This window comes from Agrococcus sediminis (assembly GCF_007923295.1).
Taxonomy (GTDB): domain Bacteria; phylum Actinomycetota; class Actinomycetes; order Actinomycetales; family Microbacteriaceae; genus Agrococcus; species Agrococcus sediminis.
Genome location: NZ_VOIR01000013.1, coordinates 264,511 through 282,984 on the forward strand (window position 1 = coordinate 264,511; position 18,474 = coordinate 282,984).

An 18,474-nucleotide genomic window follows, 5' to 3' on the forward strand; every position below is an offset into this window, starting at 1 on the left:
CGTCAGCGCTGCGCCGGGTCGTCCTCCGGTGCCTCGGCGCCGCCCTCGGAGCCCCCGCCCCACGAGTCGTCGGAGGCGTCCTCCGCGGCCCACTCGCGCGAGCGCTGCGCGATGATCTCGGGCGCCCGCGCGGCCTCCTCGCGGGAGGAGAAGGGCCCGGCCCGGTCGTAGCCGGGAGAGACCATGCCCTCCTCGACGACGCCCGTCTCGAGGTTGTACCAGTACTCCGCCATGCCGTCCTCCTCGGGTGGGATGGAACCGTCTGCCTAGGATGGACACTATGCCGAAGGACGCTGGAGGTCACCTCATCCCCGGCCGCATCGGCCCCGAGCGCCGGGTCGACGCATCCATCGCCCGGCCCGAGTACGTCGGGCGGCCGGCGCCCGCGAAGCACGTCGGGGGCGACGTCTACGACGAGGCGACGATCGACCGCATCCGCGCGGCCGGCACGATCGCCGCCGACGCGATCGCCGCCGTCGGCCGGGCCGTGCGACCCGGCATCACGACCAACGAGCTCGACGCGATCGGCCACGACTGGGTCACCCGGCACGGCGCCTACCCCTCCACGCTCGGCTACCGCGGCTACCCGAAGTCGGTGTGCTCGAGCGTCAACGAGGTCATTTGCCACGGCATCCCCGACGACACGGTGCTCGAGGCCGGCGACATCGTGAACATCGACATCACCGCGTTCAAGGACGGCGTCCACGGCGACTCGAACCGCACCTTCGTCGTCGGCGAGGCCTCCGACGAGGTCGCGCGGCTCGTCGAGCGCACCGAGGAGGCGCTCCGCCGCGGCATCCGCGCCGCGATGCCCGGCCGCCGCGTCAACGTGATCGGCCGCGCGATCGAGATGTACGCGAAGCGCTTCGGCTACGGCGTGGTGCGCGACTTCACGGGCCACGGCGTGGGCACGTCGTTCCACTCGGGCCTCATCATCCCCCACTACGACACCGACCGGTACGACACCGAGATCGTGCCCGGCATGGTGTTCACCATCGAGCCGATGCTCACCCTCGGCACGCACGAGTGGGAGGGCTGGGACGACGGCTGGACCGTCGTCACGAAGGACCGCTCGATCACCGCGCAGTTCGAGCACACGATCGTGGTGCGCGAGACGGGCGCCGAGATCCTCACCCTGCCATCGGCGTGATCCGATCCGTGGCAGGATCGTCGCCGTGACCAAGTCCAAGCACATGGCAGTCGGCGTCGACATCGGCGGCACCGGCGTGAAGGCAGCCCTCGTCGACGTGGCGGAGGGCACGCTGCTGAGCGACCGGGTCAAGGTGCCGACGCCGGTCGGCGGCGAGCCCGACGACATCCGCGACGCGGTGGTCGAGCTCGTGGGGCGTCTCGAGGTCGAGGCCGACACGCCCATCGGCGTGACCTTCCCCGCGATCGTGCGCCACGGCCGCACGATGAGCGCCGCGAACGTCTCGAAGGCGTGGATCGGGCTCGAGGCGGAACGGCTGTTCGAGCAGGCGCTCGGCCGCGACATCCACTTCGTCAACGACGCCGACGCCGCCGGGTTCGCCGAGGACCACTACGGCGCGGCGAAGGATGCGTCGGGCCTCGTGATCATGACGACGCTCGGCACCGGCATCGGCGGTGCGCTCATCTACAACGGCGTGCTCATCCCGAACGCCGAGCTCGGGCACCTCGAGCTCGACGGCCACGACGCCGAGACTCGCGCGTCGAACCGGGCGCGCGAGACCGAGGGCCTCAGCTGGGAGGCGTGGGCCGCGCGCCTGCAGCGCTACTACAGCCACCTCGAGTTCATCTTCTCGCCCGACCTGTTCGTCGTCGGCGGCGGCGTCTCGAAGTCCTCGGAGATGTTCCTGCCGCTGCTGCACCTCGACACCCCGATCGTGCCGGCGATGCTGCGCAACAACGCGGGCATCATCGGCGCCGCGGCGCTCGCGCGCGGCGTCTGACGCCCCGCTCGAACCGACGTCGGGCTTCCCCGCATCGCGGGTTCCCGGAGGGGGATCCCGGCGCTCGGGGAAGCTCGACGGACGAGGGCGAACCGGCCGGCCGATACGCCGGGTTCTGTCGTGGACGGCCATCTCTCTCGGGGATGCATCGCTGCAGCCCTCTAGCGACCTACCCGCGGATGGGACGAGCAGCCCCGTGATCCGCTGTCTGGTCTTGCTCCGGGCGAGGTTTGCCTAGCCGCCGCGCTCGCACGCGACGCTGGTGGGCTCTTGCCCCACCGTTTCACTCCTGGCCTGCCGGGATCGAGACCCCGGCAGGTGGACCTGCTCTCTGTTGCACTTTCTCGCGGGTTGCCCCGGGTGGACGTTATCCACCGCCCTGCTCTGCGGAGCCCGGACGTTCCTCGGCGCGGCAGGGGCCCTTAGGCCACCGCCGCGACGCGGCCGCCTGGCCGACCGATTCGCTGCCCCCAGGGTACCGCGCGGCGCCGTCGTCAGCCGCTGACCGGGCCCCGGTAGTAGGCCGTCGAGTGGAGCGGCCGGCCGCCGAAGCGCGCGAACTGGCGCGCGGAGCCGAGGTTGAGGCGACCGATCTGCGTCGAGCGCAGCGTCGCGCAGCCGATCTCGGCGAGGTTGGCGTGCAGGCGGCGGCTCAGGAGCGTGACGATGCCTCGACCCTGCGCGTCGTGCCGGGCGCCCTGCACCACGAGCACCGCCTCCCGCCGCAGCTCGCGCCGGTGCGCGACGAGCGACCAGGTCTCGCTCGGTCCGAGCCGGCCGCCGGAGCGCTGCAGCAGGGGGCTCGCGTCGAGCACCGCGAGCATGAAGGCGACGGGCACCTCGTCCTCGTCGCGGGCGATGAGGAACAGCCCCTCCTCGTGCAGCAGCCACATGCCGGCCGTCCACTCATCGAGCTCGGCCTTGCTGAGCGGCGTGAAGTACGGCAGCTGCGCGAAGGAGTCGTTCAGCAGCGGCAGCAGGGCGCGCATGCCCTGCGCGAGCCCCACGCGCGTCACCTCGTCGATGCGGATCCCGGCCGCGTCGAGCTCGGCGTCGCTCGGCCCCTCCTCGTCGACCACGTCGACGATCCAGGTGTCGGCCTCGTACCAGCGGCGCATCCCGCGCTCCTCGAGCGCCTCGGGCACCCACGCGGGGTTCCACGGCGCATCCAGGAACCCGCGCTCCTCGAACGCCCCCGTCACCGCGCCCCCGGACTGGGCGGGCAGCAGCTGCGCCGGACCGAACAGCTCCGACGCGCCGCTCGCGCGCGCGCGCCGATCGGCCTCGTCGAGCAGCGCGTGCAGGACGGGCGCGTCGGTCGCGGCGATGGCGCCGAACACCTGCGCGCGCGTGCCGAGGCGCGCGTCGAGCCGGTCGTCGCGATGCACGACCGCGCGGCCGACGGGCCGCTCGCCGTCGAGCGCGAGGAGGAGCGAGACCGGATGCGGATGCGAGGAGGTGCCGCGGAACCAGTCGCGCAGGCGGCGCTCGCGCAGCGGCACCGCCCGCCCGCCGTGGGTGTCGAGGCCCAGCCGCACGAAGGCGTCGAAGGCCGCCCGATCGGCGACGTCCACGACACGCATCGCGACCATCCCCGCGGCAGCGACCCTAGATGCCGCTGTCCTCGGTGCGCACCAGGATCGCCGAGGAGTTGGGGTCGAGGATGACCTCGTCGTCGGGCGCCTGCCGGATCTGGTGCAGCTCGGAGGCCGTGAGCTCGACGCCGGAGGCCACCGACGTGCGCCGCTGCAGCAGGGTCGCGCCGATGCCGTAGCGCTCGCGCTGGCGCTCGTACAGCGCCAGCAGGTCGGCCGGCACGGGGGCCGCCCGCTCGTCGCGCTCGGCCCGCGCCTCGGCGAGCTCCGCCTCGATGCCCGCGGCCTGCTCGTCGCGCTCCGCGGCGAGCCGCTCGCGCTCGGCGCGCGCGGCGCCGGCCTCGGCGCGCGCCGCGGCGAGCGCGGCCTCCGCGTCCTCCTGCGCCTGCATGGCCTCGAGCTCGAGGTCCTCGAGCGTGCTGCGGCGGCGCTCGAGCGTGACGATCTCGTGCTCGGTCGCGGTCGCCGTCTTCGAGTCGGTCACCGTCTCGAGCCGCGTGCGGTCCTTCGCGAGGCGCGCCTCGACGAGCTGCACGTCGCTCTCGATGCGGCGGACCTCGGCCGAGGCGTCGTCGAGCGCGCCGAGCCGGTCGAGCACCGCCCGGTCGAGCACCGCGAGCTGCGCGTCGAGCTCCTCGATGCGCTTGGTCTGCGGCAGCGCGCGCCGCTTCGCCAGCAGCCGCATGATCCGGGTGTCCACGTCCTGCAGCGTCAGCAGCAGCCGCTGGTCGCCGTTCGTCGCCTTCAGTGCCATGCGTGCTCCTCCTGCGGGACCGCGAAGTCCCATGGGTCTGTCCTGGTCTCGCTCACGACCACCTCGACGCCCGGGAGCGCGGCGCTCAGCTGCTCGGCGGCGGGCCGCAGCCACAGCGACTCGCTCGCCCAGTGCGAGACGTCGACGAGGGCGGGCCCCTCGCCGGCCGCGTGCCGCTCGCGCGCGTCGGAGGCGGGGTGGTGGCGCAGGTCGCTCGTGATGTAGACGTCGGCGTCCGCGACCGCGCGCTCGCGCAGCAGCGAGTCGCCGGCGCCGCCGCAGATCGCGACGCGGCGCACCCGGCGGGCCGGGTCGCCCGCCGCTCGCACGCCGCCAGCCACCGGCGGGAGCAGGCCCGCGAGGGTGCGCACGAGGTCGCCGAGCGCGACGGGCTCGGGCAGGTCGCCGACGCGGCCGAGGCCCTTCGCGTCGTCGACGCGGTTCACGACGATGGGGGTCGCGCCCTGCAGCCCGAGCATCGAGGCGAGCTCGCCGCTCGTGCCGCGGTCGACGGCGTCGGCGTTCGTGTGGGCCGCGAGGAGCGCGACGCGCTCGCGCACGAGCCGCGTGATGACGCGTCCGGCCGGGGTCGTCGCGGCGACGCTCGTCGCGCCGCGCAGCAGCAGCGGGTGGTGCACGAGCAGCAGGTCGGCGCCGCGCGCGATCGCCTCGGCCGCGGTGGCCTCGACGGCATCGACGGCCAGCAGCACGCGCCGCACCTCGTCGACCGGGTCGCCCGCGACGAGGCCCACGGCGTCCCAGTCCTCGGCGGTCGCGGCGGGCCAGAGCGACTCGACCGCGCGCTGGACATCGGCGACGCTCGTCATGCGCTCCATCCTAGGGACGCGGGACGGATGCGCCGACGCGGCCCGGCGGGCGGGCCGGGCTGCGCTCGGTGAGCCTGGACGGGATCGAACCGCCGACATCCACGGTGTAAGCGTGGCGCTCTGCCAGCTGAGCTACAGGCTCCGGGGTGCTCTACCGTCTCACGCGACCTGCGCGAGCGCATCCCGGTACGCATCCATGTCGCGCGACTCGGAGGTGCTGACCCGGAAGTGCGCCGCGATGCGGCCGTCGCGGTCGACGACGTAGGTCGCGCGGGTCGCTATGCCGCGCTCGGGCAGGAACGCGCCGTACGACTGCGCGACGGCGCCGTGCGGCCAGAAGTCGCTCAGCAGGCGGAAGTCGAACCCCTCCTGCTCGGCGAAGACCGCGAGCGACGCCGCCGTGTCGACGGAGATCGCGAGCACCTCGGCGTCGGCGCCGGTGAAGTCGGCGAGCTCGTCGCGGATCGAGCAGAGCTCGCCCGTGCATCGGCCCGTGAAGGCGAGCGGGTAGAAGACGAGCACGACCGGCCTGCCGCGCAGCTCCGAGAGCGTGACGGCCTCGCCGGTGTGGTCGGTGAGCGTGAAGTCGGGAGCCTCGTCGCCGATCTGGAGTGCCATGCGCTCCATGCTGGCAGAGGCGTCGCGGGCGCGGCGACGAGGGCGCGCTGGCGGGATCGGCCCGGTGGCTAGAGTGGACGGGCGAGCGCCACGCACCCAGGGGTGCCGCAGGAGACGACGTCAGGAGCATCGGTGCTGAACGACCAGGACCCCTACTCGGGCCACACGGACGACACGGACCCCAGCGAGACCGCTGAGTGGCAGGAGTCGCTCTCGCAGCTGGTCGCCGCGAACGGCCCCCAGCGCGGCCGCGAGATCATGCTGAGCCTGCTCAAGCGCTCCAAGGAGCTGCACCTGGGCGTGCCGATGGTGCCGACCACCGACTACATCAACACCATCGCGCCCGAGAGCGAGCCGGAGTTCCCCGGCGACGAGCAGATCGAGCGCACTTACCGACGCTGGATCCGCTGGAACGCGGCGATCATGGTGCACCGCGCGCAGGCGCCCGGCATCGGCGTCGGCGGCCACATCTCGACGTACGCGTCCTCCGCGTCGCTGTACGAGGTCGGCCTCAACCACTTCTTCCGCGGCTACGACGCCCCCGGCGGCGGCGACCAGATCTTCTACCAGGGCCACGCCTCCCCCGGCATGTACGCCCGCGCGTTCCTCGAGGGCCGCCTCACCGAGGCGCAGATGGACGGCTTCCGCCAGGAGAAGTCGAAGGCGCCGCACGGCCTGCCCTCGTACCCGCACCCGCGGATGATGCCCGAGTTCTGGCAGTTCCCGACCGTGTCGATGGGCCTCGGGCCGATCGACGCCATCTACCAGGCGCAGGCCAACCGCTACCTCGCGAACCGCGGCATCAAGGACGCCGCCGACTCGCAGGTGTGGGCCTTCCTCGGCGACGGCGAGATGGACGAGGTCGAGTCGCGCGGCGCGCTGCAGCTCGCCGCCAACGACGGCCTCGACAACCTCAACTTCGTCATCAACGCCAACCTCCAGCGCCTCGACGGCCCGGTGCGCGGCAACGGCAAGATCATCCAGGAGCTGGAGTCGTTCTTCCGCGGCGCCGGCTGGAACGTCATCAAGGTCGTCTGGGGCCGCGAGTGGGACGACCTGCTCGCCCGCGACCACGACGGCGCGCTCCGCAACCTCATGAACGTCACGCCCGACGGCGACTACCAGACGTACAAGGCCGAGTCCGGCCTGTTCGTGCGCGAGCACTTCTTCGGCCGCGACCCGCGCACCGCCGAGATGGTCAAGGACATGACCGACGACGAGATCTGGAGCCTCAAGCGCGGCGGCCACGACTACCGCAAGGTCTACGCGGCCTACAAGGCGGCGAGCGAGCACAAGGGCCAACCGACCGTCATCATCGCGAAGACGATCAAGGGCTACGGCCTCGGCAAGCACTTCGAGGCGCGGAACGCCACGCACCAGATGAAGAAGCTCACCCTCGACGACCTGAAGACCTTCCGCGACTACCTGCAGCTCGACATCTCCGACAAGCAGCTCGAGGCCGACCCGTACAACCCTCCGTACTTCCACCCCGGCCAGGACTCGCCCGAGATCCAGTACATGCTCGAGCGCCGGCGCGAGCTCGGCGGCTTCACGCCCGAGCGCCGCGCGAAGCACACGATCATCCCGCTGCCCGAGGCGAAGACCTACGACATGCCGAAGAAGGGCTCCGGCAAGCAGCAGGTCGCCACCACGATGGCGTTCGTGCGGCTGCTGAAGGACCTGCTGCGCGACAAGGGCTGGGGCGAGCGCATCGTGCCGATCATCCCCGACGAGGCGCGCACGTTCGGCATCGACGCGTTCTTCCCGACGGCCAAGATCTACAACCCCAAGGGCCAGAACTACACCTCGGTCGACCGCGACCTGCTCCTGAAGTACCGCGAGGCGCCCGACGGCCAGATCGTGCACGTCGGCATCAACGAGGCGGGCGCGATGGCCGCGTTCATCGCGGCCGGCACGTCGTACTCGACGCACGGCGAGCCGCTCGTGCCGATCTACGTCTTCTACTCGATGTTCGGCTTCCAGCGCACCGGCGACTCGATCTGGGCGGCCGCCGACCAGATGACGCGCGGCTTCCTCATCGGCGCGACCGCGGGCCGCACGACGCTCGCGGGCGAGGGCACCCAGCACGCCGACGGCCACTCGCCGCTCATCGCGTCGACGAACCCGTCGGTGCTCGCCTACGACCCGGCCTACGGCTACGAGATCGCGCACATCACGCAGATGGGCCTCGAGCGCATGTACGGCGAATCGCCCGAGGACGTCATGGTGTACCTCACCGTCTACAACGAGCCGATGGTGCAGCCCGCCGAGCCGGCCGACGTCGACGTGGAGGGCATCCGCCGCGGCATCCACCGCGTCTCGACGAGCGACCACCACCCGGTCAAGGTGCAGCTGCTCGGCTCGGGCGTCGCGCTGCCGTGGCTGCACCACGCGCAGGAGCTGCTCGGCAGCGACTGGGGCGTCTCGGCCGACATCTGGTCGGTCACCTCGTGGAGCGAGCTGCGCCGCGACGGCCTCGACGCCGACCGGCACAACTTCCTGCACCCGCAGGGCGAGGCGCGCGTGCCGTACGTCACGCAGCGCCTGTCGGAGGCCGAGGGCCCCTTCGTCGCCACGACCGACTACATGCGGGCGGTCCCGGACCAGATCCGCGAGTGGGTGCCCGGCGACTACGCGACGCTCGGCGCCGACGGCTTCGGCTTCGCCGACACCCGCGCCGCCGCCCGCCGCTTCTTCACGATCGACAGCCACTCGGTCGTGGTGCGCGCGCTCGACGCGCTCGCGAAGCAGGGCAAGGTGCCGCTCGGCATGGTGCAGCAGGCGATCGACAAGTACAGCCTCCACGACGTGAACGCCGGCGAGTCGGGCACCGTCGGCGGGGACGCCTAGGCCACGGCGCTGGACGCCGCGGCGGAGCTCCAGGCGCAGCAGCTCGCGTGGCTGCGGCGCATCTCGGGCGACCTCTCGACGCAGGTGACGCGGGCGCTCGACGACCGGCTGCCCTGGTACCGCACGATGCCGCCCTCGCGGCGGAGCGCGGTGGGGCTCGTCGCGCAGTCGGGCATCTCGTCCTTCATCGCCTGGCACGAGGATCCCGAGGCGCAGCCGTGGATCGCCGCCGACGTCTTCGCGGCGGCGCCCCGGGAGCTGCTGCGCAGCGTGAGCCTGCAGCAGACGCTGCAGCTGATCCGCACGGTGGTCTCGGTCTTCGAGGAGCGCATCGGCGACGCCGACCCGGCGATGCGCGAGCCGATCCTGCGCTACTCGCGGGAGATCGCGTTCGCGGCGGCCGACGTCTACGCCCGCGCGGCCGAGTCGCGCGGCCTGTGGGACGCCCGGCTCGAGGCGCTCGTGGTCGACTCGATCCTCACCGGCGAGCACGACGACGAGCTGCCGAGCCGCTCGGCCGCGCTCGGCTGGCACGGGCGCGGCGAGTGCGCGGTGCTCGTGGGCCTCGCACCGCGCCAGCTCGACGTCGACATCATCCGCCGCCGGGCCAGGCATGCCGGATGCGACGTGCTGGTCGGGGTGCAGGGCTCCCGGCTCGTCGTCGTCATCGGCCGCGCCGCCGCGGAGGACGAGGAGGGCCCGAGCGGCCCGATCGAGTTCATCGCGGTCGCCGAGCAGCTCGCGGAGGCGTTCGGCGACGGCCACCTGGTGCTGGGCCCTGCCGTGCCGAGCATCGTCGAGGCGGCGCGCAGCGCCAAGGCGGCGCTCGCGGGCTTCGCCGTCGCCGACGCGTGGCGGCGCACGCCCCGCCCGGTGCGGGCCGACGACCTGCTGCCCGAGCGGGCGCTCGCCGGCGACCCGCTGGCCCGGCAGGAGCTCGTGCGCAGCATCTACCAGCCGCTGCGCGACCACTCGAGCGACCTGCTCGCGACCCTCGCGTGCTACCTCGACACCGGCCGCTCGCTCGAGGCGACCGCGCGCGAGCTCTTCGTGCACCCCAACACCGTGCGCTACCGCCTGAAGCGCATCAGCGAGATCATCGGCTGGGACGCGACGGGCGCCAGGGAGGCGCTCGCGCTGCACACGGCGATCATCCTCGGCGCCATCCACGACGCCTCGCGGGAGCGCGCCCAGCGTGCGCCGCAGCCGACGCGCCATGCCGTCCGCGGCAAGGGCGCGGTGGGAGGATGAGGCACGTGATCGTCATCGTCGCTCCCGGCCAGGGCTCGCAGAAGCCCGGCTTCCTCTCCCCCTGGCTCGAGCTGCCGGGCGTGCCCGAGCGGCTCGCCGCGCTCGGCGAGGCGGCCGGCGTCGACCTCGTGCAGCACGGCACGGTCAGCGACGCCGACACCATCCGCGACACGCTCGTCGCGCAGCCGCTCATCGTCGCCGCCGGCATCCTCGCGCTCGACGCGCTCGGCGAGAGCGCCAGCCTCGCGGGCGGCGTCGCCGGGCACTCCGTCGGCGAGATCACCGCGGCCGTGGCCGCGGGGGTGCTCGAGGCGGAGGACGCGATGGCGCTCGTCGGCGAGCGCGCGCGGGCGATGGCGGATGCGGCGGCCGAGACCCCGACGGGCATGGCCGCGGTGCTCGGGGCCGACGAGGCCGCGCTCGAGGCCCGGCTCGCCGAGCTCGGCCTGCAGCCGGCCAACTACAACGGCGGCGGGCAGATCGTCGTCGCCGGCGCGCTCGACGCGCTCGCGGCCCTCGCCGAGGCGCCGCCCGAGCGCGCGCGGGTCATCCCGCTGCAGACCGCGGGCGCGTTCCACACGAGCTACATGGCCCCCGCCGTCGAGCGCTTCCGCGCGCGCGCCGCCGCCACTCGGGCCTCCGACCCGACCACCACCCTCTGGACGAACCGGGACGGCAGCGCCGTCGCATCCGGCACCGACTTCCTCGACCTGGTCGTCGGCCAGGTCTCGAGCCCGGTGCGCTGGGACCGCTGCATGGCCGCCTTCCAGGAGGCCGGCGTCACGGGCATCGTCGAGCTCGCCCCCGCCGGCGCGCTCGTCGGGCTCGCGAAGCGCGGCCTGCGCGGCGTGCCCGCGGTCGGCATCACCACCCCCGACGACCTGCCCGCAGCCGTCCGGCTGCTCGAGAGCGGAGCCGCAGCATGACCACCCTCGCAAGCCTCCCCACCCGCGCCGGGTCGCGCATCCTCTCCGTGGGCGCCGCCCGCGGCGAGGTCGTGGTGCCGAACGAGGAGCTCGTCGGCCCGATCGACTCCTCCGACGAGTGGATCCGTCAGCGCACCGGCATCGTCACGCGCGTGCGCGCCGGCGAGGGCGTGCAGGCGGTCGACCTCGCCGAGACCGCCTCGCGCGAGGCGCTCGAACGCGCGGGCCTGACGGGCTCGCAGATCGACGCCGTCATCGTCTCGACGATCAGCAACACCGTGCAGACGCCCTCGATGGCTGCCCTGCTGACCGCGCGGCTCGGCGCCACGCCCGCCCCCGCGTTCGACATCTCCGCCGCCTGCGCCGGCTACGCCTACGGCGTCGCCCAGGCCGACGCGCTCGTGCGCAGCGGCATGGCCGAGCACGTGCTGGTCGTGGGCGTCGAGAAGCTCTCGGAGATCATCGACCCGACCGACCGCTCGATCAGCTTCCTGCTCGGCGACGGCGCCGGTGCCGTCGTGATCGGCGCCGCCGACGAGCCGGGCATCAGCCCCTCGGTGTGGGGCTCCGACGGCTCCCACTGGGAGACCATCCGGATGACGAACTCGCTCGGCTCGATGCGCGACGGCGAGCCGTGGCCCACGCTGCGCCAGGACGGCCAGAAGGTCTTCCGCTGGGCGGTGTGGGAGATGGCGAAGAAGGCGCGAGAGACGCTCGACGCCGCCGGCGTCGAGCCGGCCGACCTCGCCGCGTTCATCCCGCACCAGGCGAACATGCGCATCATCGACGAGTTCGCGAAGCAGCTGCAGCTGCCCGACTCCGTCGTCATCGCCCGCGACATCGCCACGACCGGCAACACGTCGGCCGCGTCGATCCCCCTCGCGATGCACCGCATCCTCGAGGAGCACCCCGAGCTGTCGGGCGGGCTGGCGCTGCAGATCGGCTTCGGCGCGGGCCTCGTATACGGCGCCCAGGTCGTGGTCCTCCCCTAGACTGCAACCCGTCCACCAGACAGAAGGAGACAACCCGATGGCTTACACCAAGGACGAGGTCCTGGCAGGGCTCGCCGACCTCGTGAACGACGAGACCGGCATCGCGACCGAGAACGTGCAGCTCGAGAAGTCGTTCACCGACGACCTCGACATCGACTCGATCTCGATGATGACGATCGTCGTGAACGCCGAGGAGAAGTTCGACGTGAAGATCCCGGACGACGAGGTCAAGAACCTCAAGACCGTCCAGGACGCCGTCGACTACATCACGGGCGCCCAGGCGGCCTGAGCCCCCACGGGCCGAGACCACGCGTGCGGCCGGGCGACCGGCCGCACGCTGCATCTGCGAGGAGAGCCATGACGAAGAAGATCGTCATCACCGGCATCGGCGCCACGTCGCCGCTCGGCGGCACCGCCCGCGAGAGCTGGGAGGCGCTGCTCGCCGGCGACTCCGGCGCGCGCAGCCTCGAGCACGACTGGGTGGCCACGTACGACCTGCCGGTCACGTTCGCCGCCGAGGCGAAGGTGCGCCCCGACACGGTGCTCGAGCGCCCCGTCGCCAAGCGCCTCGACCCGTCGAGCCAGCTCGCGCTCGTCGCGGCCAAGGAGGCCTTCGCCGACGCCGGCTCCCCCGACGTGCCCTCCGAGCGTCTCGGCGTCGACTTCTCGACCGGCATCGGCGGCGTCTGGACGCTGCTCGACGCGTGGGACACGCTGCGCGAGAAGGGCCCGCGGCGCGTCATGCCGATGACGGTGCCCATGCTCATGCCGAACGCCCCCGCCGCGGCCGTCTCCATGCACTTCGAGGCTCGCGCCTACGCCCGCACGGTCGCCTCCGCGTGCGCCTCGAGCACCGAGGCCATCGCGAACGCCTACGAGCACCTGCAGGCCGGCCTCGCCGACGTCGTGATCGCCGGCGGCAGCGAGTCGGCGATCCACCCGATCACCATCGCCTCCTTCGCCTCCATGCAGGCGCTCTCGCGCCGCAACGACGACCCGGCCACCGCATCCCGCCCCTACGACGTCACCCGCGACGGGTTCGTCATGGGCGAGGGCGCGGCGGCGCTCGTGCTCGAGACCGAGGAGCATGCGCTCGCGCGCGGCGCCCGCATCTACGCCGAGCTCGCCGGCGGCGGCGTGACCGCCGACTCGCACCACATCACGGCCCCCGAGCCCGAGGGCCTCGGCGCGAGCCGTGCCGTGCAGCTCGCGCTCGACGCGGCCGGCGCGACCGCCGACGACGTGACCCACATCAACGCGCACGCGACGTCGACGCCCGTCGGCGACGTCGCCGAGGTGCGCGCGATGCACCGCATCTTCGGCGAGCGCATCCGCGAGATCCCCGTCTCGGCCACGAAGGCCGCCCACGGCCACCTGCTCGGCGGCACGGGTGCGCTCGAGGCGATGTTCGCGACGCTCGCGATCGTCGAGCGCCAGGCGCCCCCGACGATCAACGTCACCGAGCAGGACCCGGACGCGCCGCTGCGCATCTCGGCCGAGCCGATGCCGCTCGGCGACGAGCCGCAGCTCGTGATCTCGAACTCGTTCGGGTTCGGCGGCCACAACGCGGTGATCGCGATCCGCTCGATCTGACGCCGGCCGCCGACGCCGAGGGCCCCGCTGTACGCAGCGGGGCCCTCAGCCGTTCCGGGGAGCCGAGAGGCTCAGCCGACGCGGTGCAGCCAGACGACCGGCGACGCGTCGGAGGCGTGCCGGTAGGCCTCGAGGTCGCGGTCCCACGGGCCGCCCATCGCGTCGTCGAGCTCGGCGAGCAGGGCGCGCGCGTCGGGGCCCGCGGCCTCGATGGCGGCGCGGATGCGGTCCTCGGGCACGACGACGGAGCCTGCGGCGTCGATGCGCGCGGCTGTGATGCCGAGCTGCGGCGCGTGCATCCAGCGCATGCCGTCGGAGCCCGGCACCGGATCCTCGGTGACCTCGAAGCGCACGTCGCGCCAGCCGGCGAGCGCGCTCGCGATCGCCGCGCCCGTGCCGACCGGTCCCGACCAGTGTACCTCGCTGCGCTCGGCGCCGGGCTCCGCGGGCTGGCTCTGCCAGACGAATCGGAGCGCGTCGCCGACGGCGCTGCCGACCGCCCACTCGAGGTGGGTGCGCAGGGCGCGCTGGGACGCGTGGATCCAGACGACCCCCGTCGTGGTCGCGGGACGTCGTCTGAGCGTGTTCGCAGCAGTCATCGTCTCTCCCTCGTTCGATACGACTTCCCCATCGGTCGAACGATCCGGACGATGCCAGCGATCCTCTCATACGCCTGCCGGGAGTGACAACCGTGTCATTCCCCGGGCGCGGTCACCCCTTGCCGAAGGCGGGCCGCCGCTCCCCGGCGCGGATCGGGAACGGGAGCCGGTTGCCCGCCGGGGGCATCGGGCAGTTGAACTGGTCGCTCATCGCGCACGGCGGCACGATGGCCCGGTTGAAGTCGAGGTCGACCGAGCCGTCGTGGCGCGGCTTCACGAACAGGAAGCGGCCCACCTCGTAGGTCTCGTCGCCCGTGGTGGCGTCGGCGAAGACGATCTGGAGGCTGTCGCCGTCGGGCAGCGCCAGCAGCTCGACCTCGGCGCCGTCGTGCTCGAAGCGGATCGTGCCGGGCGAGACGGCCCGGCGGAGCGAGCCGCCCTGCGTCTTGCCGTGCTCGAACTCGACGCCGCCCTCGACAGGCTCGAAGGTGCCGTGCTTCACCCACGCGGGGTCGAAGTCGTAGGCCTCGATGCCGGTGAAGCCGCGCTCGTCGGCGGCCTCGGCGTCCCACACCCGCAGCGCGAAGCGGCCGTGGAAGTCGGGGCCGATCACGAAGGCGGTGCGCCGGTCGTCGAAGCGCACCGAGCTGGGCGTCATGGAGTCGTGGCTGTAGACGATCGCGTCGCCGTCGACGGTCTGGCCGTCGACGATGATCCCGGCCGTCGCATCCGCCGTCACCTGCAGGCCGTCGGCGGTCGGCGACGGCGCCCAGGTGCCCGGCACGCCCTCGATCGAGGTGGGCTCGGAGACCCACGCGGTCGTCACGAGCGCGATCGCGCCCTGCGGGCCCCGCACGCCCTGATCGCGCTTCTGGCGGAACGCGGCGTAGGCGCTGCGGGCGTCGTCGGCGGCGGCCTGCACGGCAGTCTCGGTCATGCCTCCACCCTACCGACGGGTGCCGACGCGGACTCCCGCGCCGGAGCCGCCGGGCGCTCGCCCGATGTCAGGCGCCGGCCGTAGGGTCGCACCATGGACGCCCTCCCCGCGCTCGGCCTCATCCTCCCGCCCGACGTGCCGCCCGAGCGCATCGTGCCGCTCGCCCGCACTGCCGAGGGCCTCGGCGTCGGCGAGGTGTGGCTGTGGGAGGACTGCTTCGCCGAGTCGGGCGTGTCGCCCGCGGCCGCAGTCCTCGCGGCCACTGAGCGGCTGCGCGTCGGGCTCGGGCTCATGCCGGTGCCGCTCCGCGCCGTCGCGCTGACCGCGATGGAGGTCGCGACGCTCGCACGCATGTTCCCCGGCCGCTTCCTGCCGGGCATCGGCCACGGCGTGCTCGAGTGGATGGGGCAGGCGGGCGTGCGCGCCGCGTCGCCGCTCGCGCTGCTGCGCGAGCACGCCGAGGCGCTGCGGGCGCTGCTCGCCGGCGACGAGCTGTCGGTCGAGGGCCGCTACGTGCGGCTCGACCGCGTGCAGCTGCGGTGGCCGCCGGCCGAGGCGCCGCCGCTGCTCATCGGCGGCGGCGGTCCCAAGACCCTCGCGCTCGCGGGCGAGCTCGGCGACGGCGTGATCCTCGCCGGCGACCTGGGCGATCCCGGCGCCGTCGAGACGACGCGCGCGGCGGTCGAGACCGTGCGCGCCGCGCGCGCGGCCGCCGGCCTCACCGTGCCGGCGGCGATCGTGCAGTTCTCGCAGGTGCCGGCGGATGCGTCGGCCGACGAGGTCGCGCGGCTCGCGGCCGCGCTCGCGCAGGCGGGCGCGACGAGCGTGCCGCTGCTGGCGCTCGAGCGCGACGGCCGGCCGGCGACCGGCGAGGGCATCGAGCGCCTCGCCCGAACCATCGCGGCGCTGCGCCGCTGAGCCCCTGAGCGCGGGCGCGCCGCCTCAGCTGTTGCGGCCGCGGGCTGCGACGCGCCACGTGGCCGACGGCTCGACGTCGCCCGCGCGGTCGAAGACGTGCAGCTCGTCGACGAGGTTGACGGCCATGCACACGTGGTTCGGCACCAGCCGCACGGTCGCGCCGAGCGGCGGGAGCGCATCCCCCTCCCCCAGCTCCGCGACCGCGTGGTGCTCGCTCAGCTGCACGATGCGTGCGTCGGGGTGGTCGAGCAGCCGCCCGTGCCCCGTGGCCCAGGGGGCGCGATCGGGGCCGAGCACCTTCGATCCCGCGTCGAGCACGAGCCTGCCGCCGGCATGCGAGACGACGGTGGCGTGCGCGGTCAGCGCGATCTCGGCCGCGTCCATGGCGCCCAGCTCCCACTGCTGCGCGTCGCCGAAGACGGTCACGCCCGGCCGCAGCTCGGTGACCGGCGAGTCGATCTCGAGCGCGGCGGCGAAGCTCGGCGTCGAGCCGCCCGAGACCACGAGCGGCGTCGCGCCGGCCGCGCGCATGCTGTGCACGGCGACGGTGAGCGCCTCGGCCTCCTGGCGGGCGGCCTCCGCGCGGGCGCCCGGCGCGTACGCGTGGCCGGGGAACGCGAACACGCCCTCCACCTCGATGCCGGCCTGCACCGCCGCCGCGGCCACCGCGCCCGCCTCGGTCGGCGCGCAGCCGGAGCGGTGGTGGCCGGCGTCGACCTCGACCCGCACGGCGATGCGCCCGGCGAGGCCGGCCCGCGCGACGCGCTCGACGGCGGCGACCGAGTCGACGCCGATCGAGATCGCGGCGCCGCGGGCGGCGAGGGCGCTGAGGCGCGCCGCGCGCGGCGGGTCGATCCACAGCGGGTAGGCGATGCAGAGGTCGTCGAGCCCGGCGGCGGCGAAGACCTCGGCCTCGCCGATCGTGGCCACCGTGAGCCCGTGCGCCCCCGCCGCCACCTGCATCCGGCCGATCTCGATCGTCTTGTGGGTCTTGGCGTGGGGCCGGAGCGCGAGGCCGCGCGCCGACGCGGCGTCGGCCACGCGCGCGATGTTGACCTGCATCCGCTCGAGGTCGACGGCGAGGTACGGCGTGGTCGGCGGCATGGCTCGATGCTAGGCCGCGGCACGGCCGCGGCGGCATCTTGACCGCGCCAGGGGCCAGGCGGATCATGAGAGCCACCGGGCCGAAGGAGCACAGGATGCAGGCCGTCAGGAAGTCCATCCGACGGCCGCTGGCGGTCGCCGCCGTCGCCGCCCTCCTGCTGTCGCCGGCGCTGCCGGCCGTCGCCGCGGAGCCCGACCGCCAGGTCGTCGCGCGCGGCTCCGAGTGGCACGTCGCCGGCGGCCCCACGTTCACCTACGGGCGCAGCTCCGACGTGCAGGTGATGGGCGACTGGGACGACAACGGGTCCCGCACGCCGGGCGTCTTCCGCGCGGGCACCTGGTACCTGCGCAACAGCCTGAGCGGCGGCTCGGCCGACATCGTCGTCTCGTTCGGCCGGGACGGCGACAAGCCCGTCGTCGGCGACTGGGACGGCGACGGCCGCACCGGGATCGGCATCGTGCGCGGCGGCACGTGGCACCTGCGCAGCAGCCTCTCGAGCGGCGTCGCAGAGGCCACCTTCTCGTTCGGCCGCCCCGGCGACACGCCGGTCGCGGGCGACTGGGACGGCGCGGCGGGCGACGGCATCGGCGTCGTGCGCGCGGGCGGCTGGTACCTGCGGAACGCCGCGAGCGGCGGCGGCGCCGACCTCGCCTTCGGCTACGGCATGGCGGGCGACATCCCGGTGACGGGCGACTGGAACGGCGACGGCCGCACCGGCATCGGCGTCGTGCGCGGCACGACCTGGTACCTCAAGGAGGTGCCGGGCTCCGGCGCGGCGACGCGCTCGTCGATCTACGGGCGCTGCGGCGACGGGGTGCTCAGCACGCACTCGGCCCGCACCGAGCCCGGCGTGCCGCTGTCGTTCGGCGGCACGGAGTGGACCGAGCTGCCGACGTCGCAGCGGGTCGTCGCGCTCACCTTCGACGCGGGGGCCAACGCGAACGCGGTCGCGTCGATCCTGTCGACGCTCCGCTCGACCGACACGCCCGCGACGTTCTTCCTCACCGGCGCCTGGGCGCAGTCGTTCCCGGCCCGCGCGGCCGAGATCGGGCGCGATTACCCGATCGGCAACCACACGCAGACGCATCCCGACCTCACGACGCTCTCGAGCGCCGCGGTGCGGTCGCAGATCGTCTCGGCCGACACCTCCATCCGCGCGACGGCGGGCGTCGACCCGCGGCCCTGGTTCCGGTTCCCCTTCGGGGCGAGGGATGCGCGGACGCAGTCGATCATGACGTGCCTCGACTACGGCTCGGTGCGGTGGACCGTCGACACGCTCGGCTGGCAGGGCACCTCCGGCGGCCAGAGCTCGACGACGGTGCTGAACCGGGTGCTCGCGAACCTGCAGCCCGGCGAGATCGTGCTCATGCACGTCGGCTCGCACCCGACCGACGGCAGCACGCTCGATGCGGATGCGCTGCCGGCCATCATCCGCGAGGTCGAGGCACGCGGCTACCGCTTCGTCGACCTGGACGACTTCCGCTGACAGGCGGCGTTCGGCTCGGCGGCCGCTCGGCCGCCTCGAGCCCGCGTGGTGCGGGCGCGCTCTCCTGGCCTCTCTCGCTGGGCTCCCCTACA

At 73.8% G+C, this 18,474-nt stretch carries 18 protein-coding genes, 1 tRNA gene and 1 other RNA gene; 10 read left to right on the top strand and 10 right to left on the bottom strand.

Annotated elements, in window-relative coordinates; translation table 11 throughout:
* Nucleotides 1-2: 2 nt before the first annotated feature.
* Complete coding sequence (locus FQ330_RS07085) at nucleotides 3-233, bottom strand: SPOR domain-containing protein (RefSeq protein WP_146356299.1); 231 nt, start codon at nucleotides 231-233, stop codon at nucleotides 3-5.
* A 47-nt stretch (nucleotides 234-280) separates the two neighbouring features.
* Here FQ330_RS07085 and map point away from each other — a divergent pair, with 47 nt between their 5' ends.
* Together map and ppgK are read left to right on the top strand one after the other, a co-directional pair.
* The gene (map, locus tag FQ330_RS07090) at nucleotides 281-1,150 is read left to right on the top strand and encodes a type I methionyl aminopeptidase (protein WP_146356301.1); all 870 of its coding nucleotides are present in this window, start codon (nucleotides 281-283) and stop codon (nucleotides 1,148-1,150) included.
* A gap of 25 nt (nucleotides 1,151-1,175) precedes the next feature.
* Nucleotides 1,176-1,931, top strand: coding sequence for a polyphosphate--glucose phosphotransferase (ppgK, locus tag FQ330_RS07095; protein WP_404799851.1), 756 nt, complete (start codon nucleotides 1,176-1,178; stop codon nucleotides 1,929-1,931).
* An 88-nt stretch (nucleotides 1,932-2,019) separates the two neighbouring features.
* On the opposite strand, the gene rnpB is transcribed toward ppgK, so the two are convergent.
* The 6 genes from rnpB to FQ330_RS07125 form a co-directional block, all read right to left on the bottom strand.
* An RNA gene (rnpB, locus tag FQ330_RS07100) (RNase P RNA component class A) lies at nucleotides 2,020-2,391 on the bottom strand.
* 34 nt (nucleotides 2,392-2,425) lie between these two features.
* On the bottom strand, nucleotides 2,426-3,514 hold the full coding sequence (locus FQ330_RS07105) for a hypothetical protein (protein WP_146356303.1): 1,089 nt from the start codon (nucleotides 3,512-3,514) through the stop codon (nucleotides 2,426-2,428).
* Nucleotides 3,515-3,539: 25 nt separating this feature from the next.
* Nucleotides 3,540-4,280, bottom strand: a complete 741-nt coding sequence (locus FQ330_RS07110; protein ID WP_146356305.1) for a zinc ribbon domain-containing protein — start codon at nucleotides 4,278-4,280, stop codon at nucleotides 3,540-3,542.
* Complete coding sequence (locus tag FQ330_RS07115; protein ID WP_404799852.1) at nucleotides 4,271-5,116, bottom strand: Nif3-like dinuclear metal center hexameric protein; 846 nt, start codon at nucleotides 5,114-5,116, stop codon at nucleotides 4,271-4,273. Before FQ330_RS07115 ends, FQ330_RS07110 begins: the two co-directional genes overlap by 10 nt.
* Before the next feature lie 60 nt (nucleotides 5,117-5,176).
* Nucleotides 5,177-5,249, bottom strand: a tRNA-Val gene (locus tag FQ330_RS07120).
* Between the two features lie 17 nt (nucleotides 5,250-5,266).
* Entirely contained in the window at nucleotides 5,267-5,725 is a 459-nt protein-coding gene (locus FQ330_RS07125; protein WP_146356307.1) for a peroxiredoxin, read from the bottom strand.
* A gap of 132 nt (nucleotides 5,726-5,857) precedes the next feature.
* Here FQ330_RS07125 and aceE point away from each other — a divergent pair, with 132 nt between their 5' ends.
* The 6 genes from aceE (at nucleotide 5,858) to FQ330_RS07155 (ending at nucleotide 13,337) form a co-directional block, all read left to right on the top strand.
* On the top strand, nucleotides 5,858-8,575 hold the full coding sequence (aceE, locus tag FQ330_RS07130; RefSeq protein WP_128188660.1) for a pyruvate dehydrogenase (acetyl-transferring), homodimeric type: 2,718 nt from the start codon (nucleotides 5,858-5,860) through the stop codon (nucleotides 8,573-8,575).
* 84 nt (nucleotides 8,576-8,659) lie between these two features.
* On the top strand, nucleotides 8,660-9,826 hold the full coding sequence (locus tag FQ330_RS07135; protein ID WP_225792734.1) for a PucR family transcriptional regulator: 1,167 nt from the start codon (nucleotides 8,660-8,662) through the stop codon (nucleotides 9,824-9,826).
* A 5-nt stretch (nucleotides 9,827-9,831) separates the two neighbouring features.
* Nucleotides 9,832-10,752, top strand: coding sequence for an ACP S-malonyltransferase (locus FQ330_RS07140; RefSeq protein WP_146356309.1), 921 nt, complete (start codon nucleotides 9,832-9,834; stop codon nucleotides 10,750-10,752).
* Nucleotides 10,749-11,744 (top strand): beta-ketoacyl-ACP synthase III, encoded by a 996-nt coding sequence (locus FQ330_RS07145; RefSeq protein WP_146356311.1) that lies wholly within the window; start codon nucleotides 10,749-10,751, stop codon nucleotides 11,742-11,744. The genes FQ330_RS07140 and FQ330_RS07145 overlap by 4 nt, the downstream gene beginning before the upstream one ends.
* 37 nt (nucleotides 11,745-11,781) lie before the next feature.
* On the top strand, nucleotides 11,782-12,033 hold the full coding sequence (locus tag FQ330_RS07150; protein WP_128188656.1) for an acyl carrier protein: 252 nt from the start codon (nucleotides 11,782-11,784) through the stop codon (nucleotides 12,031-12,033).
* Nucleotides 12,034-12,101: 68 nt separating this feature from the next.
* Complete coding sequence (locus tag FQ330_RS07155; protein ID WP_146356313.1) at nucleotides 12,102-13,337, top strand: beta-ketoacyl-[acyl-carrier-protein] synthase family protein; 1,236 nt, start codon at nucleotides 12,102-12,104, stop codon at nucleotides 13,335-13,337.
* 71 nt (nucleotides 13,338-13,408) lie between these two features.
* On the opposite strand, the gene FQ330_RS07160 is transcribed toward FQ330_RS07155, so the two are convergent.
* Entirely contained in the window at nucleotides 13,409-13,936 is a 528-nt protein-coding gene (locus tag FQ330_RS07160) for a DUF3145 family protein (RefSeq protein ID WP_128188654.1), read from the bottom strand.
* Nucleotides 13,937-14,048: 112 nt separating this feature from the next.
* Complete coding sequence (locus FQ330_RS07165) at nucleotides 14,049-14,873, bottom strand: DUF1684 domain-containing protein (protein WP_146356315.1); 825 nt, start codon at nucleotides 14,871-14,873, stop codon at nucleotides 14,049-14,051.
* A gap of 93 nt (nucleotides 14,874-14,966) precedes the next feature.
* Between FQ330_RS07165 and FQ330_RS07170 the strand changes: the two genes are divergently transcribed.
* Nucleotides 14,967-15,791, top strand: coding sequence for an LLM class flavin-dependent oxidoreductase (locus FQ330_RS07170; protein WP_146356316.1), 825 nt, complete (start codon nucleotides 14,967-14,969; stop codon nucleotides 15,789-15,791).
* 24 nt (nucleotides 15,792-15,815) lie between these two features.
* Here the strand turns inward: FQ330_RS07170 and FQ330_RS07175 are convergent, their stop codons facing one another.
* A complete protein-coding gene (locus FQ330_RS07175) occupies nucleotides 15,816-16,895 on the bottom strand; it encodes an alanine racemase (RefSeq protein ID WP_146356318.1) in 1,080 nt (359 codons plus the stop codon).
* A gap of 95 nt (nucleotides 16,896-16,990) precedes the next feature.
* Between FQ330_RS07175 and FQ330_RS07180 the strand changes: the two genes are divergently transcribed.
* Complete coding sequence (locus FQ330_RS07180) at nucleotides 16,991-18,382, top strand: polysaccharide deacetylase family protein (RefSeq protein WP_192575868.1); 1,392 nt, start codon at nucleotides 16,991-16,993, stop codon at nucleotides 18,380-18,382.
* The last annotated feature ends 92 nt before the right edge of the window (nucleotides 18,383-18,474 follow it).